The sequence below is a fragment of the Bacillus sp. ABR genome (assembly GCF_056172715.1).
Genome location: NZ_JAOYSL010000002.1, coordinates 669,954 through 695,205, shown reverse-complemented (window position 1 = coordinate 695,205; position 25,252 = coordinate 669,954). Strand labels below are relative to the sequence as shown.

Here is a 25,252-nt window from a genome sequence, read left to right as displayed (position 1 = left end):
CTGGAGGATGAGAGATGAATAAAAAAGATATTATCAAACTTCTTGAAACAATTGCAGTATATATGGAGCTAAAAGGAGATAACCCTTTTAAAATTTCTGCCTTTCGTAAAGCAGCGGCGGCACTGGAACAAGACGACCGCAGCCTTTCGCAAATAGATGATCTATTAGCATTACCCGGCATTGGAAAAGGAACCTTTGCTGTGATCACAGAGTATATCGAAAAAGGACAATCAGAAACACTCGAACAATTAAAAAAGGAAGTGCCTGAAGGACTTGTTCCGCTCTTAAAATTGCAAGGACTTGGCGGGAAGAAGATTGCTAAGCTTTACCAAGAGCTTGGTGTCCATGATGCACAATCATTAAAAGAAGCATGCGAAGCGGAAAAAGTACAAGCGCTTGCAGGCTTCGGTAAAAAAACCGAAGAAAAGATACTCGCCGCTCTTGAGGAGGCTGGAAAACAGCCAGAACGACTGCCAATTGGCTTTGCATTAGATGTGGCAGAGCGGATTGATCATGCGCTTGAACAGATGAAGGGGATTCTTCGTTTTTCAAGAGCTGGCAGTTTAAGACGTGCACGGGAAACAGTCAAAGATTTAGATTATATCATCGCGACTGACAATCCTGAACAAGTCAGAGAGCAGCTCGTTGCACTTCAAGATGTCAAAGACGTCATCGCAAGCGGTGATACGAAGGTATCTGTCATTCTTGCCCTTGATTTTGAGATCAGTGTAGATTTCCGGCTTGTGACAACAGACCAATTTGCAACAACGCTGCATCATTTCACTGGCTCAAAAGACCACAATATTCGAATGCGTCAGCTGGCGAAGGAACGCGGAGAGCGTATTAGTGAATATGGTGTGGAAACAATTGAAACTGGAGAAGTAAAAACGTTCGAAGACGAGGCCGCTTTTTATGCGCATTTTCAACTTCCGCTCATTCCGCCAGAAATTCGTGAAACCGGAGCGGAGATTGATACGTATAAAGAAAGTATGCAATTTGTCGAGCTAAAAGATATTAAAGGCGACCTTCATATGCACTCAACTTGGAGTGACGGCGCATTTTCTATTCGTGAAATGGCAGAGGCATGTATCGCAAAAGGCTATGAATACATGGCGATTACAGATCACTCGCAATATTTAAAAGTAGCAAACGGTTTAACAAAAGAACGTTTACGTCTGCAAGCAAAAGAAATTGACAAGCTCAATCAAGAATTCGAGCATTTTCACATTTTCAAAGGGGTCGAAATGGATATTCTCCCGGATGGATCATTAGATTATGATGATGACTTTTTAGCAGACATGGATTTTGTGATTGCGTCTATCCATTCTAGCTTTTCTCAGCCGGAGGAAGTCATCATGGAGCGCCTTGAAAATGCCCTGCGGAATCAGCATGTAGATTTAATTGCACATCCAACAGGCCGTTTGATCGGCAGACGAGACGGCTATGCCTTAAATATAGATCAGCTCATAGAGCTTGCGAAGAAAACGGGAACTGCACTAGAGCTCAACAGCAACCCGTCAAGACTTGATTTGAAAACAGAGCATTTAATGAAAGCAAACGAAGCAGGTGTGAACATCATGATCAATACAGATGCGCACAATATCACCATGCTGGATCATATGGAAGTTGGTGTAACAGCTGCAAGAAAAGGCTGGACACCAAAAGCAAATGTCGTGAATACTTTTTCTCTAAACGAGATCAAAAAGTTTTTAACGCGTGACAGGTAGTCGTTAGGAGGCTGGACCATGCTGCAACAAAAAGTGTTAGCATCATTAGAATTTCATAAAGTAAAAGAAAAAGTCATGTCCTATACCGCATCCTCATTAGGAAAAGAAAGAGCGCAGGATTTAACTCCGCTGACGGATATCGAAACCATTCAGCATTTGCTGGAAGAGGTAGCAGAAGCACAGGATGTCATCCGTTTAAAGGGATCTGCGCCATTTGGCGGGCTAACGGATATTAGACGCGGGGTCAAACGGGCAGAAATCGGCAGTACATTAAGCCCATCTGAGCTCATGGAAATTGCAGCGCTATTATACACTGCGAAAAATATGAAGCACTTTCTCACGTCCCTGTATGAAGATGGTGTAGATATACCACGCCTTCATACATATGCAGAGACGCTGATATTACTGCCCGAAGTCAGAAAAGAAATCGAAAGCTGTATCGGTGATAATGGAGAAGTGCTTGATCATGCAACTCCGGCGCTACGAACAATACGTACGCAATTACGTTCATTAGAATCAAAAGTTCGAGATAAATTAGAATCCATGATTCGTTCACAATCTGCTTCAAAAATGCTGTCAGACACGATTGTTACCATTCGTAATGACCGGTTTGTGATTCCGGTAAAGCAGGAGTACCGCTCGAATTACGGCGGAATTGTTCACGATCAGTCATCATCTGGGGCAACCCTTTTTATCGAGCCGCAAGTGGTCGTGGATTTAAATAACACTTTGCAGCAAACCCGTTTAAAAGAAAAACAAGAGGTCGAAAAGATCCTGCAAATGCTGACAGCGAGCGTGTCAGAACACATTGAAGAACTGCTTCACAATGTAAAGGAGCTTCAAACGCTAGATTTTATTTTTGCTAAAGCCAAGTATGCAAAGGCAGAAAAAGCCACAAAGCCTGCTGTGAACGATCAAGGGGAGATTTATTTAAAACGGGCAAGACATCCTTTATTGCCTCGTGATCAGGTTGTGGCAAACGACATTGAGCTCGGTAAAGATTTTTCAACCATCGTCATTACTGGTCCAAATACAGGGGGTAAGACCGTTACTTTAAAAACGCTTGGTCTTTTGACGCTGATGACGCAGGCAGGCCTTCATATTCCAGTTGAAGAAGGCTCGGAAGTAGCTGTATTCGACCAAGTCTTTGCTGATATTGGAGATGAACAGTCCATTGAGCAAAGCTTGAGTACGTTCTCATCTCATATGGTCAATATTGTGGATATCTTAAAGAATTTGACATCTAACTCACTCGTGTTATTTGATGAATTAGGGGCAGGAACAGACCCTGCTGAAGGTGCCGCGCTGGCCATGAGTATCTTAGACGAGGTGCATCAAACAAATGCACGCGTCATCGCAACAACTCACTATCCTGAGCTGAAGGCTTACGGATATAACCGAGAAGGTGTCACAAATGCGAGCGTGGAGTTTGACATTGAAACCTTATCACCAACGTACCGATTGCTCATCGGTGTACCTGGACGAAGTAATGCATTTGAAATTTCTAAACGTCTTGGTTTGCCAGATCACCTCATTGACCGGGCAAAAGCGGATATGCATGCTGAGCATAATGAAGTAGACCAAATGATTGCTTCATTAGAAGACAGCAAGAAACAAGCGGAAGAAGAGCTGCATGAGACAGAAGTCTATAGAAAAGAAGCAGAAAAGCTTCATAAAGAATTGCAGAGACAAATTCTTGAATGGAATGAACAAAAGGACAAACTGCTTGAAGAAGCTGAACAAAAAGCGGCAGAAAAAATTGAACAAGCCTCAAAAGAAGCAGAAGACATCATTCAAGAGCTTCGTTCGATAAAAAATGAGCATCGCTCATTCAAAGAGCATGAACTCATCGATGCGAGAAAGCGTCTTGAAGATGCAGTGCCTGAGTTTGACCAGAAGAAAAAGCCAGAGCCGGTGAAAAAAGCAGCAAGACAGCTAAAATCAGGCGACGAAGTGAAAGTGCTCACCTTCGGGCAAAAAGGAACGCTGCTTGAACAAACAGGTGACAAAGAATGGAGTGTCCAAATGGGCATTCTGAAAATGAAAGTAAAAGAAAAAGACATGGAATTTATCAAATCAGCACCTGAATTTAAGCAGGAGAAAGCCATTACGGCAGTCAAAGGAAAAGACTATCATGTATCGCTTGAGCTCGACTTAAGGGGAGAGCGTTATGAAAATGCCTTAAGCAGAGTCGAGAAATATTTAGATGATGCTGTCTTAGCTGGTTATCCGCGTGTGTCGATCATTCACGGAAAAGGAACTGGCGCCCTTAGAAAAGGGGTTCAGGAATTACTGAAACAGCACCGAAATGTGAAAAATGCTCGTTTTGGGGAACAAGGCGAGGGAGGATCAGGCGTTACCATCGTCGAATTAAAGTAAAAAGGAGAAAACGCATGAAAGCCTTTTGGGAAAATGAACTTGTGGAAATTGCCGCCTATTACAGCGTGGCCGTTCTATGTCTTGTCTTATTTCTAACCATTTTTGAACTCGTCACCTCCTATAAAAACTGGGAAGAGATTCAGCGGGGGAACTTAGCTGTTGCCATGGCAACAGGTGGAAAGATCTTTGGGATTGCGAATGTGTTTCAGCATTCTATTGCACAGCACAATTCCCTTCTGCAAATGATTGGATGGGGCGTATACGGCTTTGTGATGCTGCTTGTCAGCTATTTCATTTTTGAATTTTTAACACCACGATTTAAAGTAGACAAAGAGATTGAGAATGATAATAGAGCGGTCGGGTTTATTTCACTCATTATTTCAGTTGGGCTGTCTTACGTAGTAGCAGCCGGCATTTAAGGAGACGACATGGAAAAGCTAGCAAAAGTATTAATCGTAGTTGCCTGCACTTTTGCGGTCATTGGTGCCGTTTACATGTTCCTGTGAAATGAAGAAGACAAAGTGAGAAAGCTGTCAGGGGTCCCTTGGCAGCTTTTATCTCACCCGAAGGCGGCGAAATCACATGAAGCAAATTCTGCAAAAAGACGAAATCATAAAGCGCATTGATACATGTCTCCAAATGACATCCCTGCCAAGAGACATATATGAACCGTATATTGCACGCCCATTTCAAACGACTGGATTTTTTGATGATTTGAGTCCTTATGTTCAAATCGATCCGAGCGGCTATATTCTCATTCAATATGAACGAGGAATCCAAATGCTGCACAAAAGAACAGAAGAGGCGGATGAAGTCATTTACTGGATTTTAGAAGACACGATTTTTCTCACAGTCTACATCGACATGATGAGGCAGTATCAAGTCGACAACATCCAGACGCATTTACCTAATGATCCGAGTATCCATCAACAGATCGTGGAGAGAGTAAATGAGTCATTCCGTGCAATCGGTGGATTATATGAACAGTGGCATCATGAAGGAAAAAGAGCATCGATCGAAACACCAGCGAAGAAATAAAGAGGTCATGGAACCAAGCTCTATTTGAAAAAAGCAAACTGCCTTAAGGAAAAGTTTGCTATAATAAAATAGTACGAAAGTTCAGGAAGGAGGGTTTTTATGCAGTCAGATAAACGTTGGCTTCTGCATTACCCGAATCAAATTCCCCACGAACTCACCATCCCAAATGAGACGTTACAATCTTACTTATTCAGCTCCGCAGAGGCTGCACCTGAGCATACAGCCATTCATTTTCTAGGAAAAAACATCACCTATGAGCAGCTCCAAGAAGACGCATTGAAACTAGCTGGTCATCTGATGGAAATTGGCGTGAAAAAAGGCGACAGAGTAGCGATTATGCTGCCAAACTGTCCTCAATCGGTCATTTCTTATTATGCTGTTTTAATTGCAGGCGGCATCGTCGTTCAAACGAACCCGCTTTATACGGAGAAAGAATTGGCATATCAAATGGAGGACAGCGGCTCCAAAGTGCTGATTACATTGGATTTATTGTATCCAAAGGCCTATAAAATGAAAGCGCTGACAAGTATGGAACACTTGATCATCACCAAACTACAGGATTATTTACCATTTCCAAAAAACATTCTGTTTCCTATCGTTCAAAAAAGAAAAAATAAAATAGTCATCCAAGTCGAGAAAAGTGATACCATTCATCACTTCTCACAAATCATAAAAGAATCATCAGGAGAACAAATCCCGCAGCTTGCCTTTGAACCGAAAGAGGATGTCGCTGTTTTGCAATATACAGGTGGAACGACCGGTTTACCAAAAGGGGTCATGCTGACGCATGAAAACATTTTAGCGAATACTGAAATGTGCGCTTCTTGGATGTATAAAACGACAAGAGGAAAAGAACGAATCCTCGGCATTATTCCGTTTTTTCATGTATACGGAATGACGACCGTATTAAATCTTGCTGTCAAAGAAGGGCATTCAATGATTCTCCTTCCTCGATTTGACGCAGCTGATACCCTCAAAACGATTGAAAAACAGAAACCGACACTCTTTCCAGGTGCACCAACCATGTATATCGCCTTGCTGCATCATCCGAACATTGAAAAGTATGACCTGTCGTCCATCACTGCATGTTTAAGCGGCTCGGCGGCTCTTCCTGTTGAAGTCAAACAGAACTTTGAGAAATTAACAGGAGGGCGTTTAGTGGAGGGGTATGGTCTATCCGAAACCTCACCAGTGACCCATTCTAACTTTTTATGGGGAGCGAACAAAACAGGCAGCATTGGCTGTCCGTGGCCTGGTACAGACGCAGGTATTTATTGTGAGGAAACGGGTGGCCTCAAAGAGCCATATGAGCACGGAGAAATTATCGTCAAAGGACCGCAGGTTATGAAAGGATATTGGAATCAGCCAGAGGAGACAGCAGCTGTATTAAGGGATGGATGGTTTTTCACCGGAGATATTGGGTATATGGATGAGGACGGTTTTTTCTATATCGTTGACCGGAAAAAGGATGTCATTATTGCGAGCGGTTATAATATTTACCCAAGAGAGGTCGAAGAAGCCCTTTATGAGCATGAGCTTGTCCAAGAAGTTGTTGTCGCAGGTATACCAGACCCTTATAGAGGAGAAACAGTAAAAGCATTTGTTGTGCCGAAAAAGGATGCTTATTTAACAGAGGATGAACTCGATCGCTTTGTGAGAACGAGAATTGCTTCATTTAAAGTACCGCGCGTGTATGAATTTAAAGAGTCACTGCCTAAAACGGCCGTCGGAAAAATTTTGCGCAGAGTTTTAATTGAAGAAGAAAAAAGAAAGCACGCTTCATCATCTGAAACAGCTGTTGATCAGTTAAAGAAATAACGACCTTTATCATCCGGTCGAGCGGCCGGATGATTTGAATGATAACAGCCTGCTCTGGTATGATAAAGGTTGAAAAGAAAGAAGAAGATCTCTTGACAAATCACCCGTTTCTTTTTAACATAAAGTTATGAATGAATGCTCATTCAATTTAGAAAGGGACGAAGCACATTGAAGCAGAAAAGACCGAAGTACATGCAAATTATTGATGCAGCAGTTGTGGTGATTGCAGAGAATGGCTATCATCAATCACAAGTTTCAAAGATTGCGAAACAAGCAGGGGTCGCAGACGGAACCATTTATCTTTATTTCAAAAATAAAGAGGATATTCTCATCTCATTGTTCAAAGAAAAAATGGGACAATTCATCGAACGGATGGAAACAGATATTCAAAAGAAGCCGTCTGCCAAAGAAAAGCTTCTACTGTTGATTGAGGAGCATTTTCGCATGCTGGCGCAAAATCATCATTTGGCTCTTGTGACACAGCTTGAACTCAGGCAGTCAAACCTTGAGCTGCGGCAAAAAATCAATGAAGTGCTAAAAGGGTATTTAAATATGCTCGAGTCAATTTTAACAGAAGGAAAGAAAACAGGAGAATTCAGACAAAATTTAGATGTCCGCTTAGCGAGACAAATGGTATTTGGGACGATTGATGAAACCGCAACAACATGGGTCATGAATGATCAAAAGTATGATCTGCCTGCACTCGCAGAAAATGTACATGATCTGCTGTTAAGCGGAATACATCAATCCTAAAGACAATGTGAAAAAGGATGATTGACATGGAAAAGATACTCAGCTTACATCATGAAGGACAGACAGCGCTCATCACGATTCAGAACCCACCTGCAAATGCCTTATCCTCTCAGCTGCTCACTGAGCTTAATGACATGTTCGATGAGCTGGAACAGAATGAAGAAGTAAGAGCGATTGTGATTCACGGAGAAGGCAGATTCTTCTCAGCAGGTGCTGATATTAAAGAATTTACCACTTTACAGGAAGAGTCTGATTATGCAAGCCTCGCAGATAGAGGACAGCAAGTTTTTGAACGGATTGAACAATGTCCAAAACCAGTCATTGCCTCGATTCACGGAGCAGCATTAGGCGGAGGCCTTGAGCTTGCCATGTCTTGTGATATCCGAATCGCAACAAAAGATGCGAAGCTTGGACTTCCAGAACTAAACCTCGGCATTATTCCAGGATTCGGTGGCACGCAGCGCCTCCCGCGCTACGTTGGTTCTGCTAAAGCGCTTGAAATGATGGGAACAGCTGAACCGATTACAGGTGAAGAAGCATTTGCCTGCGGACTTGTTACAAAGCTGGCAGAAACAGAGGAAGAAGCGCTCACAGCGGCCAAAACACTTGCGGGGAAATTTGCAGCGAAAAGCCCAAAATCACTTGAATATGTGCTTGATTTATTGAACGCAACAAAACTGTATTCGTATGACGGCGGAATGAAGCTGGAAGCCAAAAAGTTTGGTGAGGTTTTCCAATCAAATGACGCCAAAGAAGGCATCCAGGCCTTTATCGAAAAGCGCAAACCGAACTTTAAAGGGGAATAAGGGATAAGCACGACACAAGGGGGAGAAATAAATGAATATATTTGTTTTGATGAAGCGTACGTTTGACACGGAAGAGAAAATTTCTATTCAGTCTGGTGCAATTCAAGAAGATGGAGCAGAGTTCATTATTAATCCTTATGACGAGTATGCCATTGAAGAAGCCATTCAGCTTCGTGATGAGCACGGGGGAGAAGTGACCGTTGTGACAGTTGGCGGTGAAGATGCGGAGAAACAGCTTAGAACAGCGCTTGCAATGGGCTGTGACAGGGCCGTCTTATTAAACGTGGAAGATGATTTAGAAGAGTGGGACCAATATTCAGCTTCTACCATTCTTTATCACTATTTAAAAGACAAAGAAGCTTCCTTGATCTTAGCAGGGAATGTAGCAATTGACGGCGGCTCTGGACAGGTAGCTCCGCGTCTTGCTGAATTACTCGGCTTTTCATATGTGACAACGATAACAAGTATTCAAATTGACGGCGGCTCTGCATCGATTGAACGAGATGCAGAGGGTGATGTGGAAGTCATTTCTACCGAACTCCCGCTAGTCGTCACAGCTCAGCAAGGACTCAATGAGCCTCGCTATCCATCCTTACCAGGCATTATGAAGGCAAAGAAAAAGCCTTTAGAAGAATTGGAACTTGATGATTTAGATCTGGACGAAGACGATGTACCATATAAAATCAAAACAATTGAACGTTACTTACCGGAGAAAAAAGAGGGTGGCAAGGTGCTGAGCGGCGAGCTTCAGGATCAAGTCAAAGAACTGACAGATCTACTCAGAAATGAAGCAAAAGTCATCTAAACATCCACTTTACGATATCACGAGAACAAGGGGGAGCTTGAAGATGAGTAAAAAAGTTGTTGTACTTGGAGAAAGTCGTGACGGTAAATTAAGAAATGTGACATTTGAAGCCATTGCTGCCGCTCACAAAGTGGCAGATGGTGGTGAGGTCATTGGCGTGTTAATAGGGGATGACGTCAAAGGCCTAGCGGATGAACTGCTTTACTATGGAGCGGATCATGTCATGATTGTGGAGCATCCGCACCTTTCATATTATACGTCAGATGGTTTTGCGCAGGCGCTTCAAGCCATATTAGATCAGGTCGATCCAGATGCTGTGCTCTTTGGCCATACGTCTATTGGAAAAGACTTGTCACCGAAAATAGCCGCACGTCTCCAGACTGGCTTGATTTCAGATGCGATCGATGTAAGCGTTACCGGCGAACATCTTGTTTTCACTAGACCGATTTACTCTGGAAAAGCCTTCGAAAAAGTCATTTCCACAGACCGCCTGTTACTAGCGACCATCCGGCCAAACAACGTGGCGCCATTTGAGCGGGATACGTCACGAGGCGGAGAAGTCACACCAGTTTCAGTCGATATTCAAAACCTTCGGACGATCGTGAAGGAAGTCATTAAAAAAACGTCAGAAGGTGTAGATTTATCGGAAGCAAAGGTCATTGTTGCCGGAGGGCGCGGGGTTAAGAGCAAGGAAGGCTTTGAACCGCTGAATGAACTCGCTGAGACGCTCGGGGCAGCAGTCGGAGCCTCGCGCGGAGCTTGTGACGCTGACTATTGTGATTATGCCCTGCAAATTGGTCAAACGGGAAAAGTCGTCACACCCGACCTTTATATTGCATGCGGGATATCAGGAGCGATTCAGCATTTAGCGGGAATGTCTAACAGTAAAGTCATTGTAGCTATCAACAAAGACCCAGAAGCAGAAATCTTCAAAATCGCCGATTACGGAATCGTCGGTGACTTGTTTGAAGTGGTACCGCTTTTAAATGAAGAGTTAAAAAAGATGAATATCCACTCGTAACGCTCATACACTCAGAATGCTTAGGTATTCTGGGTTTTTTTGTATGTAATCAAGAAGAAAAGGAGCGGTTGACAAGTGAAGGGGACAGTAAAAGTCAATGACGTGATCGGACGCATTTCTAAACACATTTATGGGCACTTTCAAGAGCATTTAGGAAGAGGGATTTATGACGGGATTTGGGTAGGAAAAGACTCAGAGATTGACCATATTGACGGGATTCGTACCGATGTGCTGAAGGCGCTTCAAGCATTACATATTCCGGTGCTGAGGTGGCCGGGGGGCTGTTTCGCAGACGAGTATCACTGGGCAAATGGTGTAGGTGATCTCAGTGAACGAAAGCCGATGGTCAATACCCATTGGGGTGGTACAGTTGAATCCAATGCATTTGGTACGCATGAATTCATGGCATTGTGTGAGCTGCTTGAATGTGAGCCATACATTTGCGGCAATGTGGGAAGCGGGTCTGTTCAAGAATTAGCCGATTGGGTCGAATACATGACATTTCCAAAAGGGACACCTATGTCCGACTGGCGCATTCAAAATGGAAAACAAGAACCTTGGCAGCTGACCTATGTTGGTGTAGGCAATGAAAGCTGGGGCTGCGGCGGGAATATGACGCCTGAATACTATGCAGATTTATATAAACGCTATCAAACGTACGTAAGAGAATTTGCCGGGCAGCGTATTTATAAAATCGCCTGCGGCGCGAACTCTAATGACGTGAATTGGACGAAAGTATTGATGGAGCGGGCTGCACCGTGGATGGATGGGCTCAGTTTACATTATTACACTGTACCTGGTACATGGGAGAAGAAAGGGTCAGCGACTGAATTTGATGAGGATGAATGGTTTATCACGCTGAAAAAAGCCTATGAGATGGAACGGCTTGTCGAGGACCATGGAGAAATCATGGATCGTTATGACCCAGACAAGCGAATTGGGATGATTATTGATGAATGGGGGACATGGTATGACCCAGAGCCAGGGACAAATCCTGGGTTTTTATATCAGCAAAACACACTAAGAGATGCCCTTGTGTCCGCCCTCCATTTTCATATTTTTCATCGCCATTGCGAGCGGATTCATATGGCAAATATTGCTCAGACGGTCAATGTGTTGCAAGCGATGGTATTAACAAAGGACGAAAAGATGCTTCTGACGCCTACGTATCATGTGTTTCACATGTTTCAAGTGCATCAAGAGGAAGAAGCGCTTGAAGTGGAGTTCGTTTCACCGCCGTATGAACGGAGAGGTGAAAAAATTCCTCAGGTTAGTGTGTCAGCCTCGCGTTCATCAAGTAAGATGCATATTAGCTACTGTCACCTGAATCCGCATGAACAAAAAGAGGTATCCCTTGCCATTGAAGGGGTTGATGTACAAACGAAAGTCACTGGACGTGTGCTGACGGCTGATCGCATGAATGCGCATAATACATTTGATGATCCTCATTCTGTTCAGCCAAAAGACTTTCAGCAAATGACTGTAAATCCCGGGGAATTAACGGTAGAGCTGCCGCCAATGTCAGTGGTCATGATAACTGTCGACCTCACTTGATTGCATATTTCGATGTTTGGTGAGAAGAATGTTGGGGCATCATACATTGTAAATGAAGCGGAAAGGGTGTCATGTCATATGCTTAGAACCATTCTAATGATCATCGGTGCGATTGTTGTTATTGGTGCGATTATACGGTTTGTTTTTTAATTCATTTCCTAAAAAATGATTCGTAAGCATTTCATTCGCAAGTCACATTGGTAGATGCTATACTAAAAAGCATAATTTACATTGGAGGAATGAATAATGGCAATCGTAAAAGCTACTGACGCAACATTTTCACAAGAAACTGCAGAAGGTGTTGTTCTTGCAGACTTTTGGGCACCATGGTGTGGACCTTGTAAAATGATTGCTCCAGTTCTTGAAGAACTTGATCAAGAAATGGGCGACAAAATGAAAATTGTAAAAATTGATGTAGACGATAACCAAGAAACTGCTGGTAAATACGGCGTTATGAGTATCCCAACACTTCTTGTTTTAAAAGACGGTGAAGTTGTAGAAACTTCTGTTGGTTTCAAACCAAAAGAAGCACTTGCTGAACTTGTCAACAAACATCTATAAACCGATCTATGTCCAAGCGGCATAATCATTGAAGCGGTTCTCGTAAAGACGAGAGCCGCTTTTCTTTCAACATGGTATAAAACAAATGTTCGTGATACACTAGAAGGAGTGAAAGAGGAAAACAAGGACGGATGAAAATATGAACAAACTAATCAAAGAAAAACTGTCAGTCCTGCCGGATCAACCAGGCTGTTACTTAATGAAAGATAGACAAAATACGATCATTTACGTGGGAAAGGCAAAGGTTTTAAAAAACAGGGTGCGCTCTTATTTCACTGGATCACATGACGCCAAAACGCAGCGGCTTGTCAGTGAAATTGAAGACTTTGAATACATTGTCACCTCTTCTAATATCGAGGCGCTCATTTTAGAGCTGAATTTAATCAAAAAATATGACCCAAAATACAATGTCATGCTCAAGGATGACAAGACGTATCCATTTATAAAAATTACGAATGAACGCCACCCTAAGCTGATCGTCACCCGCAATGTAAAAAAGGACAAAGGGAAATATTTCGGTCCATACCCAAACGTACAAGCAGCACGAGAAACGAAAAAGCTGCTCGACCGCTTATATCCCCTGAGAAAATGCGCCACTCTTCCTGACCGTGTCTGCCTTTATTATCATCTTGGGCAATGTCTTGCACCATGTGTGTATGACATTTCCGAGGAAACGAATAAGCAGCTCGTGGACGAAATCACAAGGTTTCTAAACGGAGGACATCAGCAAATCAAAAAAGAACTGACCGAAAAGATGCAGGAAGCTGCTGAAAATTTAGAGTTTGAACGGGCAAAAGAACTGAGAGACCAAATCGCTTATATCGACTCAACGATGGAAAAACAGAAAATGACGATGAGTGATTTATCAGATCGAGATGTCTTTGCCTATGCCTATGATAAAGGCTGGATGTGTGTCCAAGTTTTCTTTATCAGACAGGGGAAATTGATTGAACGTGATGTCAGCCTGTTCCCTATGTATCAGGACCCTGAGGAAGAGTTCCTTACGTTTATGGGGCAATTTTATGAAAAGAACAACCATTTTCTGCCGAAGGAAATTTTGGTACCGGACAGTGTCGATCAAGAGATGATTGAGCAATTACTTGAGACAAACGTTCACCAGCCGAAAAAAGGAAAGAAAAAGGATTTACTTTTACTTGCCCATCAAAATGCCAAAATCGCCTTAAAAGAAAAGTTTTCGCTCATTGAGCGTGATGAAGAGCGGACAATTGGTGCGGTGAAGCAGCTTGGGGATGCGCTTAATATTTATATGCCGTACAGAATTGAGGCGTTTGATAACTCCAATATTCAAGGAGCAGACCCGGTTTCTGCCATGGTTGTCTTTCAGGACGGGAAGCCATATAAAAAGGAATACCGAAAATACAAAATTAAAACCGTCTCAGGACCAGATGATTATGCATCCATGCGTGAAGTCATTAGAAGACGATATACCCGCGTGTTAAAGGATGAACTGCCGCTGCCAGATTTAATTTTAATTGACGGAGGAAAAGGACAGATCAACGCAGCCATCGATGTGCTTGAAAATGAATTGAATCTGTCTGTCCCAGTCGCAGGTCTTGTAAAAGATGAAAAACACCGGACTTCAAATCTCATGATGGGAGATACACTTGAAATTGTTGCGCTGGAGCGAAATAGCCAGGCTTTTTACTTGTTGCAGCGCATTCAAGATGAAGTGCACCGGTTCGCCATTAGCTTTCACCGGCAGCTGCGCGGAAAAAATGCATTCCAGTCTATTTTAGACGATGTACCAGGTATCGGAGAGAAGCGTAAAAAGCAGCTCCTCAAACATTTTGGCTCTGTGAAAAAGATGAAAGAAGCCTCTATCCAAGAATTTCAGGAAGCGGGCATTCCGAAACAAACGGCCGAACTTTTAATGGAGGCATTAAAAAAATAGATTGTACTTTTCTAAAAAGTTTGTTAAGATGTGACTAATTTAATAAATGAACGTGTTGTTTGTTGAAGATAGAGGTGCGAACTTCAAGAGTAGGCCTTCAGAGATCGATGGGATCTAAGAAGGGGGCTGAAAGGGGAGCGTCGCCGAAGTGAATAAAATCCACTCATTTTATTCGCTGGCTGTACATTGAAGAAATGTAGGGCTGTCAAGAATTCATTTCTTGGAGGGCTATCTCATTGTTTGCATCGTTTAATGATGATTTTAAAGCAATGGGAGATTTGTTCTCTCATTGCTTTTTTATTTGCAGTGAGCGGACAGTCTCCAAAGCAGCCTCTTCTCTCACACGTGAACTTTTGAAAAAGGGTGGTAGACATGGGACTAATTGTACAAAAATTTGGCGGAACTTCCGTTGGGTCAACAGAAAAAATTCGCAATGCCGCAGAGAGAGTGATCGCTGAACGGGAGGCAGGACATGATGTGGTTGTGGTTGTATCAGCGATGGGTAAATCAACAGATGTTCTAGTAGACCTAGCGAAAGAACTTACAGACGATCCAAGCAAAAGAGAAATGGATATGCTGCTCGCAACTGGTGAACAGGTGACTATTTCATTATTAACGATGGCGCTCCAAGCAAGAGGCTATGATGCCATTTCCTTTACAGGCTGGCAGGCTGGTATGAAAACAGAGCATGTACACGGAAATGCAAGAATCGTGGACATTGATGAAGCAAGAATAAAAGAGGAATTAAGTGCGGGGAAAGTCGTTGTTGTGGCAGGCTTCCAAGGAATTGCAGATGACTTACATATCACAACACTTGGACGCGGAGGATCAGATACGACTGCTGTGGCACTGGCTGCCGCACTAAAAGCTGATAAATGTGATATTTACACAGATGTACCAGGAGTGTTTACGACAGATCCGCGTTATGTACCTTCCGCGCGGAAACTTGCAGGTATTTCATACGATGAGATGCTTGAGCTGGCTAATTTAGGAGCTGGGGTCCTTCATCCAAGAGCTGTTGAATTTGCAAAAAATTATCAAGTCCCGCTAGAAGTCCGTTCTAGTATTGAAAACGAATCGGGTACGTTAATTGAGGAGGAATCATCCATGGAACAAAATTTAGTCGTCAGAGGCATTGCGTTTGAAGATCAGATTACACGTGTGACAGTATGCGGGCTTTCAAGCGGTCTCACAACATTATCGACCATTTTTACAACGCTTGCGAAACAGAATATCAATGTTGATATCATCATTCAGTCTGTCACAAGCACCAATCAGACGTCGATCTCTTTCTCTGTGAAAACGGATGATTTGTCCAAAACAGTTGAAGTATTAGAAGAATATAAAGGGGCGCTTGGCTACGAGCAGATTGAGACAGAAAGCAAATTAGCGAAAGTATCCATTGTGGGATCTGGAATGGTCTCAAATCCAGGCGTAGCTGCTGAAATGTTCGCTGTGTTAGCGCAAAAAGACATTCAAGTGAAAATGGTCAGTACGTCTGAAATCAAAGTCTCAACAGTGGTCGGCCGTGATGATATGGTCAAAGCGGTTGAAGCGCTGCATGATGCGTTTGATTTATCAAAGGTGAGCGCAGCTGCTCACTCTTAAAAAGGTAAAGAGGTGACCTCATGAAAGAGGATCGCCTCTTTTTTCTATATGGAATCGGCTGAAACGGACGTAAACCCATTCATTAAGTATGCTATGATAGATGTAGACATATAAAAAAGGCGTGACCTGAAGTCCGCGCCTTTTATCAAGAGGATTAACTAGGGTCTCTTAAATCCCATTTAACGGTTAAAATGACTTTCTCAGCACGCTTTTTCACTTGTTCATAGGATTCAGCCACGTGCTCATTTAGAAGCTGAATTTGTTCAGCAATAAAACCCGCTTCCATCTGAAAGCATGGCTCCTTTTGATAGGTGAGTCGATTGGATACTAGTGGACCTTCGAGCTCAAACTCAATTTCCTGTTTTTTCGAATGGACCATTGTGAGAGTCCCCCATCCGGCATCATGGAAAAATTCGGGGATCTTTTCCCATGACTCTTGAGGAAATTTACGAGCAAGCAGTTTACCCGCAAAATACATCATAGATGAATGGTCCTGACCAAGAATATCAGGCAGCAGAACTTCGCGTATCAGCTCGTAGGCAAATCCATTGACTTCAATTTCTTTTAGCTGTTCTAAGTTAGATTCGAATTTATTCATTGTACGGCTCCCCTCTTTCAACAATTTATTATAGCTTATGTGGGCATATGATGACAGAGTTTTCCCTGAAGTCTAAGAAATTCTTATTGTAGTAAAACGAATTTTGATTTAAAACTTTTAAATTTCGGAAAATTTTAATTTATGTACGCGGTTTCTTGACGCTTTTTTGACATAGGAGTAAAATGAAATTGTCAATAAATTTGAATAAAGTGCTTACAATTGAAAGAAGCGGGGGTAAGACAATTTTCAAGCAATTGCACTTTTTTTACTAGGGGGTAAAGTAATGTCGGGGAACAAAGAATTTTTTTATCGGAGATTGCATTCTTTGCTTGGCGTCATTCCGGTCGGTCTATTTTTAGTACAGCACTTAGTGATTAACCACTTTGCGACGGATGGACCAGAGGCGTTTAACAAAGCTGCACACTTTATGGAACAGCTGCCATTCAGGTACGCACTTGAGCTGTTCGTGATTTTCTTACCACTGATCTATCATGCTGTTTATGGGGTGTACATAGCCTTTACGGCACAAAACAACACGTCTCGCTTCAGTTACTTAAGAAACTGGTTGTTCAGACTGCAAAGGGTTTCAGGTATCATCACATTGATTTTTATCACTTGGCACGTATGGGAAACACGCATTCAAGCTCAGCTTGGAGCTGAAGTCAACTACGACATGATGGCGAATATTTTAAGCTCTCCATTTATGCTAGGTTTCTATATTGTCGGCGTTTTATCTACTATTTTCCACTTTGCTAATGGCTTGTGGTCATTTGCTGTCAGCTGGGGAATTACGGTTTCACCACGCTCACAAAGAATCTCCACATTTGTGACATTAGGTATATTTATAGCGCTTTCATATGTAGGGCTAAGAGCAATTTTCGCTTTTGTTTAAGAGGAAATAGATTAGTAGAAGAGGGAGAGGGGCTACAATGAGTAATTCTAGCATCATCGTTGTCGGAGGCGGCTTAGCTGGTCTCATGGCAACTATTAAAGCAGCAGAAGCGGGAACAGCTGTTCAACTATTTTCAATCGTACCTGTGAAACGTTCGCATTCTGTATGTGCACAGGGCGGAATCAACGGAGCGGTCAATACAAAAGGTGAAGGGGATTCACCTTATGAGCATTTTGATGACACGGTATACGGCGGAGATTTCTTAGCCAACCAGCCGCCAGTAAAGGCAATGTGTGAAGCAGCGCCGTCCATTATCCACTTACTTGATCGTATGGGTGTTATGTTTAATAGAACACCAGAGGGATTATTGGACTTCCGCCGCTTCGGGGGAACACAGCACCACCGTACAGCGTTTGCTGGAGCTACAACAGGCCAGCAGCTATTATACGCACTGGATGAGCAGGTTCGCCGCTATGAAGTAGCAGGACTTGTCACAAAATATGAAGGCTGGGAATTCCTTGGCGCTGTTTTAGATGACGAGGAAGTGTGCCGCGGGATTGTCGCGCAGAACTTGACGACAATGGAAATTGAATCCTTCCGTTCAGATGCAGTCATCATGGCAACAGGCGGCCCTGGAATCGTGTTCGGTAAATCAACGAACTCCATGATTAACACTGGATCTGCTGCATCTATCGTTTATCAGCAAGGTGCGCATTATGCAAATGGAGAATTCATTCAAATTCACCCAACAGCGATTCCAGGAGATGACAAGCTTCGTCTCATGAGTGAATCAGCTCGTGGTGAGGGCGGACGAGTTTGGACATATAAAGACGGGAAGCCTTGGTACTTCCTTGAAGAAAAATACCCAGCATACGGGAACCTTGTACCGCGTGACATCGCAACGCGTGAAATCTTTGACGTATGTGTCGAGCAAAAGCTTGGCATCAACGGAGAGAACATGGTATATCTCGATCTTTCTCATAAAGATCCAAAAGAGCTTGATATTAAGCTTGGTGGAATCATTGAAATTTATGAAAAATTCATGGGTGATGACCCGCGTAAGCTTCCGATGAAAATCTTCCCTGCTGTTCATTACTCAATGGGCGGATTATGGGTCGATTATGATCAAATGACGAATATCAAAGGTCTGTTCGCTGCCGGAGAATGTGATTACTCGATGCACGGCGGAAACAGACTTGGTGCAAACTCACTTCTTTCTGCGATTTACGGCGGAATGGTCGCTGGACCAAATGCAGTGAAGTATATTAGCGGTCTTGAGAAATCTGCGGAAGACCTATCTTCTGCAACATTTGACAGCGCTGTGAAGAAAGAGCAGGAGAAATGGGACAACATCCTCAGCATGGACGGAACAGAAAATGCATACGTGCTTCATAAAGAGCTTGGAGAATGGATGACGGATAACGTTACAGTGGTTCGTTACAATGACAAACTCTTAAAAACAGATCAGAAGATCGAAGAACTAATGGAGCGCTACAAGAAGATCAACATCAACGATACCGCATCATGGAGCAACCAAGGCGCTGCCTTCACGCGTCAGCTTGACAACATGCTTCAGCTGGCAAGAGTCATTACGATCGGGGCATATAACCGGAATGAAAGCCGAGGCGCACACTATAAACCGGAATTCCCAGAAAGAAACGATGAAGAATTCCTTAAAACAACGATGGCTACGTTCAAAGGGAAAAATCAAAAGCCTGCATTCCACTATGAGGACGTCGATGTATCGTTAATTGCACCTCGTAAACGAGATTACTCGAAGAAAAAGGTGGAGAAATAAGATGAGTGAAAAAAACACAATTCATTTCATAATCACACGTCAAGATACAGCAGATGGAAAGTCTTATGATGAGGAATTCGAAATCCCTTACCGTCCGAATATGAACGTCATTTCTGCACTCATGGAAATTAGACGTAACCCGGTTAATAAACAAGGTGAAAAAACAACGGCGATCAACTGGGATATGAACTGTCTTGAAGAGGTGTGCGGAGCTTGCTCTATGGTCATTAATGGAAAACCGCGCCAGTCATGTACAGCACTAATTGATCAGTTGGATCAGCCGATCCGTCTTCAGCCGATGAAGACATTCCCAGTCGTGAGAGACTTGCAGGTTGATAGAAGCCGTATGTTCAACTCCTTGAAAAAAGTAAAAGCATGGGTGCCGATCGATGGCACATATGATCTTGGACCTGGACCAAGAATGCCTGAGAAAAAACGTCAATGGGCGTATGAGCTTTCTAAATGTATGACATGTGGTGTCTGCCTTGAAGCTTGTCCAAACGTGAATGATAAGTCTTCCTTTATGGGCCCTGCACCGCTTTCACAAGTACGTCTATTTAACGCACACCCGACAGGTGCGATGAATAAGTCTGACCGTCTAGAAGAAATTATGGGTGACGGCGGTCTTGCGAACTGCGGGAACTCTCAAAACTGTGTGCAGGCTTGTCCGAAAGGAATCCCGCTGACAACGTCAATTGCAGCACTTAACCGAGATACAACATTACAAGCTTTCCGTAACTTCTTCGGAAGCGATCACGCAGAATAACATCACATTCAGTCCTCTTTGCCAATCATGATGAGTGTTTACAAAGAGGCTGGGTGGAACACAGAATAAACGCCTCTTCCAATATGGGAGAGGCGTTTATTGATGAATAAGGAGATGATAAAGTGAGACTTCCGTCATATATTGAGGAACCGTTTGAAGAGTGGAGGGCATCCTTTCGATTTTATGTCGAAACGACTGTCCGTTTTTCAGAAACGGATATGTTTGGCCATATGAACAATGTCACCCCGTTTGTGTATTTTGAAGAAGCACGGATTGCCTTTTTTCAAAAAACAGGAATTGTGGATAAACGAATGAAACGTGTGAAAGAGACGATTACAGTCGTGGCAAACCTGCAATGTGATTACATCAAACAGGTGGAGATAGGGGAGCGGCTTCGTGTGTATGTAAAGCCGGAAAAAGTTGGGTCAAGCTCACTTATTCTTCATTATTTAGGAGAAAACGAGCAGCAGGAACCATGTTTTACAGGCTCAGTCACCATGGTCCAAATTAATAAAGAAACAGGTGCTCCTGTTCCATTTACAGAGGAAGAAAAAGAGACATTTCAAGCTCAGCGAAATGGGTAGTATGCAGCCTCATCAACGTGTAAGCTTCATTTTGTTATAATAAAAAGACCATATCAAGAAGAAACAAAAGGAGAACACATGAAGATTTTTCAATATGACACCATCGATAGTACAAATAATGAAGCGAAAAGGCTCATTCAGCAAGGAGAAAAACCTTCATTTGCTGTCTATGCACATCAGCAGACAGCAGGAAGAGGCAGGCTAGGCAGGCCGTGGGAAACGCCTGCAGGAAATGTCGCTGTGACCATGACAGTTTTGCCGCCAGAAGAACTCTCCACCCAGTCAACGATTGCTCCGCTGACCGCACTAGCGATCTACGATGTCCTCAAACCTCTCCTAAGGGCTGAGGATCACCTGGCGATCAAATGGCCAAACGATATTCTCATCAATGAAGCAAAGGTATCAGGCACATTGATTGAAGCGGACCGTACAGCCATTTATATTGGTGTTGGCATCAATGTGAAGACAAAGCCGGAGCATGTTCCGTACAAAACCATTTGCCTATCAGAGCTTACAGAGGTGAATGCCGATCAGCTTGTGAAGGAACTTGCAGCCGCTTTTGAAAAATATCATACACGCTGGAAGAATGAAGGGTTTGAAGCACTCACTGCCCTCTACAACAAACGGTTATATCGTCTTCATAAACCGCTGCGGATTTCGTTAGACCGTGAAAAACAAACATGGGAAGAGGGTATTTGCTGCGGGGTCAACCACAACGGTCATCTCCAGCTAAAAGATGAGAAAGGGCAGATAAAAGCTCATTCGGCCGGAGATATAGATGCACCGCTACAGCATTAAAAAAAGCAGACGATATTCTCGCCTGCTCAGCGTGTAGACAAACCCTCGCATTCGTTGTCAGGTCTGCGCTCCGGTGCTCACGAATGTCACATTCGCTCCGCTCCTGTGCTCGTCCTTCCTAGACTTCAAAGGTTTTCTATCACGCTGAAAAGAAGACAAAGGGCTAAAATCAAGATCATTTTAGCCCTTTGTCAACAATCTAAGCAGACGATGTTCTCGTCTGCTTTAAGCTTCTCTTTTAATCTGAGGCTGAATCACATAGTCTTGTTTTGTGAAGACAACTCCGTCTAGAATTTCTCTTGCGGTTCGAATAACTTTGACTCTGTTTTCAGAGATGTCAATTTCAGTTTGCATAATACCAGCAGGATGCCCAATACGAAGGGTGTCATCTTTTCCTTGAAACAGCTGAGAAGGAAGTGTTTCATCTAAGAAACAGCTGGCTGTCACGCAGACAGAGCCGGTAATGGCAAGTGCTTGGTGCGGTCGTTGCATCGATAGCATACGAACGATAATGTCCATATCTTCTGCTCGTCTCAAGATGCCATTTGTATCTACATAATCAGTAGGCTCGCTAATGAGCGCAAGCTTTGGAACAGCTGGAGACTGTAATGTGGCCATTTCTTTTGGTGCAAAATGACACATTTCAGCAGCAAGGGAACGAATTTCTTCTAAATCATCCAGTAATTCGTCTGTAAACTCTTCAGGCAATTCAGTTCCTTTTAATTGAATATCTTTCGCGCGAATAAAGGCAATTGGATTTGCAATGTCAACGATCGAGATTGGAATCTCCCCAAACTTTGTTTGAATCGTATCAATTTTGTTTCCAGTCGGAAAGGTTTTACCTGTGACAGCGCCTTCAGGTTTCTCAAAGGATAAATAAATGGGAGAACCAGTTCCTTTTACGCCTGGAATTTCTGCCTGTCCTTCAAATTTTACTTCTCCATTTTCGACCTCGACCTCTGCCGTAATGACTTTATTTGTATTGGTATTGAGGATACGTACAGTCGTAATGGGCTCAACCGCTTGAACAAGTCCTTTAATGATCGCATACGGCCCAACGGCTGATGAGATGTTCCCGCAGTTTCCTTTAAAATCGACAAATCTCTCATTAATGCTGACTTGTGCAAATGTATAGTTCACATCCACATCCGGGCGTGTGGCTTTATCGATAATCGCCACTTTGCTTGTTAAAGAATTACCGCCGCCGATTCCATCGACCTGCAGCCGGTCAGGGCTGCCCATAATGTCTAATAGAAATGCTTCGAGCTCATCGTGTTCATATGGTGCATTGTTAGCGTGAATGAATACCCCTTTGCTTGTACCGCCTCGCATGATTGTGATTGGAACTTTTCTCATTACTCTCACCCTCAATTTTTAATAAACTGTTTATCTAACCAAAATGGTAAAGTATAATAAGAAATAAGTTAAATACATTATTTTAAGAGAAATCAATAAAATTATTTTATAATTAGTAAAAAAGGAGGGCAAACAATGGATGAAAAAGATTGGCGGTTTTTAAAGGTGCTTTATGAAGAAAAGAACATCACAAAAGCGGCAGAAAAATTATTTGTCTCTCAGCCTGCCTTAAGCTATCGATTGAAACAGCTTGAAGAGGAGTTTGATATGAAGCTTTTCTTTAAAAGAAAACGAGGAATTGAATTTACATCAGAGGGCGAATACTTGGCTAAATATGCAAATGACATGCTCAAACAGCTGCAGCAAACAAAAGATGGCATGCTCAATATGCAAAAAAAGGTCAAAGGAACGATTCGGTTAGGGGTCTCAAGTAACTTTGCCCAGTATAAACTGCCAGAAATATTAAAAGAATTTTCTAAGCAGTATCCACATGTTCAATTTATGGTCAACACAGGCTGGAGCACAAAGGTAATGGATTTATTAGGAACATCAAGTGTGCATTTAGGGATTTTAAGAGGCGATTATGACTGGAATGGTGAGCGTTTTTTGCTCGATAAAGAGCGTCTTTGTATCATTTCAAAATCAGAAATTCAGCTAAAGGATCTCCCGAATCTGCCGCTCATTGACTATCATACAGACAGTTCATTGAAACGGCTGATTAACAGATGGTGGCAGGAAACTTTCACAATGCCTCCGCTTGTCACGATGGAAACAGACCGTCAGGATACATCAAAAGAGATGGTGAAGCATGGTTTAGGCTATGCCATTGTCCCAGAAATTTGCCTCAGACCAAGTGATGAGTTATTTGTAAAAGGTCTTTCGTATAAAGATGGACAGCCTGTTTTAAGAGATACATGGCTCATGTACCAGCCAGACTCACTTCATTTGTCTGTTGTGAAAGCGTTCATTGAGTTTTTAAGAAATCAGCAAGGTTGATTATAAAAGGAATTTATTGAATATACGAAAAAATCGATATTTTCATTATAAAAAAAGCTATTATATCCTTGAAATAGAAAGCGCTAACATATAGATCGCAAGTGCAAGGGGGCGCTTGCAGATCATGTAAAGAAGAGGATGGAGGGATATAAAGTGCTAGCTATTTTAGGGATCTTGATGGTCTTGACATTTACATTTCTCATTATGACTAAACGTATGCATCCGGTGGTGGCTCTAACCGTTGTACCTATCATATTTGCATTGATCGGTGGCTTTAACAAAGGATTAGGGGACATGATGCTTGATGGACTGAAAACTGTTGCACCATCAGCTGCTTTATTGTTATTTGCGATTTTATTCTTCGGTGTCATGCTGGATGCTGGATTGTTTGATCCTCTGATTAAACTCATTCTACGTATTGTAAAAGGTGATCCTGTCAAAATTGCTTTTGGGGTAGCGATTTTGTCTATGCTTGTTGCATTAGATGGTGACGGAACAACAACGTATATGATTACCGTATCAGCTATGCTGCCACTTTTCTTAAGAATTGGGATGAACCCATTAATTTTAGGAACAATTTCATTATTATCATTAGGAATTATGAGCGGAATGACGCCATGGGGCGGCCCAGCTACTCGTGCCATCGCGGCGCTTGGATTAGATGCAGGCGAATTTTTCATTCCATTACTCCCAACGATGGTTGGAGGCGGTCTTTTTATACTTTTTACTGCTTACGTACTTGGAAAAAAAGAAAGAAAACGAATTGGGATTGCAGAAATTCAGTACAAAGAAGAGCCGTCCATTTCTCCTGAATTGGCTGCGTCAATTGAGGATGGAGTAGCCGATATCAAAAGGCCGAATCTGATTTGGATTAACTTCTTCCTTACAATTGCTGTCATGGTCACACTAGTCCTGGATATTATCCCAATTCCTGTACTTTTCTTAATTGGATTTGTCATCGCTCTCATGATTAACTATCCAAAGGTTGAAGATCAGCGCGAGCGAATTTTATCGCATGCAGGAAATGCATTAACGGTTATCACACTTGTATTTGCAGCAGGAATTTTCACAGGGATTTTCTCAGGAACAAAGATGGTTGAGGCCATTGCCCATTTGGTCATTTACATGATTCCAGATTCCTACAGCTCATTTTTCCCGCTGATTGTTGCTTTGACGAGTATGCCATTTACATTTATTCTTTCAAATGATGCTTACTATTTCGGGGTGCTGCCGATCTTGGCTGAAGCCGGCGCAGCTTACGGGATTGATCCGGTGGAGATTGCACGTGCTTCTATCATAGGACAGCCTGTCCACTTACTGAGCCCACTTGTGGCTTCAACGCTGCTGCTTGTTGGTATGCTGAACAAAGATATTGGTGATTTGCAAAAATACGCACTCCTATGGACCGTGTTAACTGCCCTTTTTACAACACTTATTGCATTGTTAACAGGAGCCATTACAATCTTTTAAATACCACGTAAA

22 protein-coding genes and 1 riboswitch are annotated in these 25,252 nt (G+C 42.7%); of the genes, 20 read left to right on the top strand and 2 right to left on the bottom strand.

Translation table 11 applies throughout. The features are described 5' to 3' along the window. Positions 1–14 precede the first annotated feature (14 nt). The 13 genes from polX (at position 15) to OIT90_RS08965 (ending at position 15,982) form a co-directional block, all read left to right on the top strand. Positions 15–1,727 (top strand): DNA polymerase/3'-5' exonuclease PolX, encoded by a 1,713-nt coding sequence (gene polX / locus OIT90_RS09025; RefSeq protein WP_039180509.1) that lies wholly within the window; start codon positions 15–17, stop codon positions 1,725–1,727. Between the two features lie 21 nt (positions 1,728–1,748). After that, a complete protein-coding gene (locus OIT90_RS09020) occupies positions 1,749–4,106 on the top strand; it encodes an endonuclease MutS2 (RefSeq protein ID WP_474892505.1) in 2,358 nt (785 codons plus the stop codon). Between the two features lie 14 nt (positions 4,107–4,120). Then, complete coding sequence (locus tag OIT90_RS09015) at positions 4,121–4,525, top strand: DUF350 domain-containing protein (protein ID WP_008345990.1); 405 nt, start codon at positions 4,121–4,123, stop codon at positions 4,523–4,525. A gap of 163 nt (positions 4,526–4,688) precedes the next feature. Beyond that, positions 4,689–5,144, top strand: coding sequence for an Imm63 family immunity protein (locus tag OIT90_RS09010; protein ID WP_144490390.1), 456 nt, complete (start codon positions 4,689–4,691; stop codon positions 5,142–5,144). 99 nt (positions 5,145–5,243) lie between these two features. Continuing rightward, positions 5,244–6,962: an AMP-binding protein gene (locus OIT90_RS09005; protein WP_144491332.1), complete on the top strand. Its 1,719-nt coding sequence runs from the start codon at positions 5,244–5,246 to the stop codon at positions 6,960–6,962. Positions 6,963–7,130: 168 nt separating this feature from the next. Continuing rightward, a complete protein-coding gene (locus OIT90_RS09000; RefSeq protein WP_039180499.1) occupies positions 7,131–7,715 on the top strand; it encodes a TetR/AcrR family transcriptional regulator in 585 nt (194 codons plus the stop codon). 26 nt (positions 7,716–7,741) lie between these two features. Continuing rightward, on the top strand, positions 7,742–8,521 hold the full coding sequence (locus OIT90_RS08995; protein ID WP_024423220.1) for an enoyl-CoA hydratase: 780 nt from the start codon (positions 7,742–7,744) through the stop codon (positions 8,519–8,521). A 31-nt stretch (positions 8,522–8,552) separates the two neighbouring features. Next, the gene (locus OIT90_RS08990) at positions 8,553–9,326 is read left to right on the top strand and encodes an electron transfer flavoprotein subunit beta/FixA family protein (RefSeq protein WP_064497843.1); all 774 of its coding nucleotides are present in this window, start codon (positions 8,553–8,555) and stop codon (positions 9,324–9,326) included. Between the two features lie 43 nt (positions 9,327–9,369). Further along, complete coding sequence (locus OIT90_RS08985) at positions 9,370–10,347, top strand: electron transfer flavoprotein subunit alpha/FixB family protein (protein ID WP_144491333.1); 978 nt, start codon at positions 9,370–9,372, stop codon at positions 10,345–10,347. Between the two features lie 75 nt (positions 10,348–10,422). Next, the gene (locus tag OIT90_RS08980) at positions 10,423–11,901 is read left to right on the top strand and encodes an alpha-N-arabinofuranosidase (protein ID WP_268464408.1); all 1,479 of its coding nucleotides are present in this window, start codon (positions 10,423–10,425) and stop codon (positions 11,899–11,901) included. Positions 11,902–12,147: 246 nt separating this feature from the next. Beyond that, positions 12,148–12,462 carry a thioredoxin gene (trxA, locus tag OIT90_RS08975; protein WP_007501629.1) on the top strand — a complete coding sequence of 105 codons (315 nt, stop codon included), beginning with the start codon at positions 12,148–12,150 and terminating at the stop codon, positions 12,460–12,462. A 139-nt stretch (positions 12,463–12,601) separates the two neighbouring features. Continuing rightward, positions 12,602–14,374: an excinuclease ABC subunit UvrC gene (uvrC, locus tag OIT90_RS08970; protein ID WP_474253376.1), complete on the top strand. Its 1,773-nt coding sequence runs from the start codon at positions 12,602–12,604 to the stop codon at positions 14,372–14,374. A gap of 61 nt (positions 14,375–14,435) precedes the next feature. Continuing rightward, a riboswitch (Lysine riboswitch) is annotated at positions 14,436–14,613 on the top strand. A gap of 133 nt (positions 14,614–14,746) precedes the next feature. After that, positions 14,747–15,982 (top strand): aspartate kinase, encoded by a 1,236-nt coding sequence (locus OIT90_RS08965; RefSeq protein WP_228280363.1) that lies wholly within the window; start codon positions 14,747–14,749, stop codon positions 15,980–15,982. 154 nt (positions 15,983–16,136) lie between these two features. Here OIT90_RS08965 and OIT90_RS08960 read toward each other — a convergent pair whose 3' ends face one another. Then, positions 16,137–16,580 (bottom strand): YslB family protein, encoded by a 444-nt coding sequence (locus OIT90_RS08960; RefSeq protein ID WP_024423214.1) that lies wholly within the window; start codon positions 16,578–16,580, stop codon positions 16,137–16,139. Positions 16,581–16,863: 283 nt separating this feature from the next. Here OIT90_RS08960 and OIT90_RS08955 point away from each other — a divergent pair, with 283 nt between their 5' ends. The 5 genes from OIT90_RS08955 (at position 16,864) to OIT90_RS08935 (ending at position 21,418) form a co-directional block, all read left to right on the top strand. Further along, positions 16,864–17,472, top strand: coding sequence for a succinate dehydrogenase cytochrome b558 subunit (locus OIT90_RS08955; protein WP_039180486.1), 609 nt, complete (start codon positions 16,864–16,866; stop codon positions 17,470–17,472). A 37-nt stretch (positions 17,473–17,509) separates the two neighbouring features. Continuing rightward, the gene (gene sdhA / locus OIT90_RS08950; RefSeq protein ID WP_048239041.1) at positions 17,510–19,270 is read left to right on the top strand and encodes a succinate dehydrogenase flavoprotein subunit; all 1,761 of its coding nucleotides are present in this window, start codon (positions 17,510–17,512) and stop codon (positions 19,268–19,270) included. 1 nt (position 19,271) lies between these two features. Continuing rightward, a complete protein-coding gene (gene sdhB / locus OIT90_RS08945; protein WP_024427169.1) occupies positions 19,272–20,036 on the top strand; it encodes a succinate dehydrogenase iron-sulfur subunit in 765 nt (254 codons plus the stop codon). A gap of 122 nt (positions 20,037–20,158) precedes the next feature. Next, entirely contained in the window at positions 20,159–20,620 is a 462-nt protein-coding gene (locus OIT90_RS08940) for an acyl-CoA thioesterase (RefSeq protein WP_039180479.1), read from the top strand. 78 nt (positions 20,621–20,698) lie between these two features. Continuing rightward, positions 20,699–21,418 carry a biotin--[acetyl-CoA-carboxylase] ligase gene (locus tag OIT90_RS08935; protein ID WP_474892463.1) on the top strand — a complete coding sequence of 240 codons (720 nt, stop codon included), beginning with the start codon at positions 20,699–20,701 and terminating at the stop codon, positions 21,416–21,418. A gap of 225 nt (positions 21,419–21,643) precedes the next feature. On the opposite strand, the gene OIT90_RS08930 is transcribed toward OIT90_RS08935, so the two are convergent. Continuing rightward, on the bottom strand, positions 21,644–22,774 hold the full coding sequence (locus OIT90_RS08930) for a PrpF domain-containing protein (protein WP_474892462.1): 1,131 nt from the start codon (positions 22,772–22,774) through the stop codon (positions 21,644–21,646). A gap of 135 nt (positions 22,775–22,909) precedes the next feature. On the opposite strand from OIT90_RS08930, the gene OIT90_RS08925 reads away from it, so the two are divergent. Next, positions 22,910–23,770, top strand: a complete 861-nt coding sequence (locus tag OIT90_RS08925) for a LysR family transcriptional regulator (RefSeq protein ID WP_024423208.1) — start codon at positions 22,910–22,912, stop codon at positions 23,768–23,770. A gap of 153 nt (positions 23,771–23,923) precedes the next feature. After that, the gene (locus OIT90_RS08920) at positions 23,924–25,240 is read left to right on the top strand and encodes a CitMHS family transporter (protein WP_224929095.1); all 1,317 of its coding nucleotides are present in this window, start codon (positions 23,924–23,926) and stop codon (positions 25,238–25,240) included. The last annotated feature ends 12 nt before the right edge of the window (positions 25,241–25,252 follow it).